Origin of the sequence: Phenylobacterium sp. (genome assembly GCF_036963605.1) — a bacterium.
Classification (GTDB): domain Bacteria; phylum Pseudomonadota; class Alphaproteobacteria; order Caulobacterales; family Caulobacteraceae; genus Phenylobacterium.
The window spans coordinates 1-571 of sequence record NZ_JBALUY010000154.1; the positions used below are offsets into that span (position 1 = coordinate 1).

The 571-nt window shown below is 64.3% G+C and carries 1 protein-coding gene and 1 pseudogene; both read right to left on the reverse strand.

Annotated features, from left to right (window positions below):
• The coding region (gene flgC, locus V7702_RS16820; RefSeq protein ID WP_335651220.1) for a flagellar basal body rod protein FlgC at positions 1–336 on the reverse strand (336 nt) is incomplete at its 3' end.
• A 17-nt stretch (positions 337–353) separates the two neighbouring features.
• Positions 354–571: pseudogene (locus V7702_RS16825) on the reverse strand (flagellar basal body rod protein FlgB); the annotation flags it as partial.

Consider the following 571-nt stretch of genomic DNA (forward strand, 5'->3'; position numbering starts at 1 on the left):
CCGCTGCGCTTCCTTCATGTCCATCAGCTCAACCAGGCTGGAGACGTTGGGATAGCGCACATAGCCTTCGGCATTGGCGGCCGGGTGACCGGGCTCGTGCACCAGGCGGAATTCGGAATTATCATCGGCCGCATCGGTCATGCGCACCACTTCCAGGCCGGTCAGCCGGTCGACCTCGGCTTCAAAGACGGGGACCTGGCGGCGGTACGGGTCTTCCTCCGGCGTGCGCCCGGTCGACTGGGCGTTGGCCAGGTTCTCCGCGATGACCCGCATGCGCGCCGACTGGGCGCGAAGGCCCGCGGCTGCGATCTGCATCGTTTCGCTGGATTTATCCATCGGTCAGATCTCCTGATCTATTGGGGCGGGCGCACGGCCATGCGGATCAGCGACAGCGACTTGTTGTAAAGCCCCATCGCGGTCTCGAAACGCATGCGGTTCTCGTTGGCGCTCACCATCTGTTCTTCAAGCACGACGGCATTGCCGTTGATCGTCGTTTCGCTGTCGGGCGCGGACTCGGTACGGAAGCGGCGCGGCGTGGTGATCGGCGTGCCTTCGATGTGCGCCTCGTTGG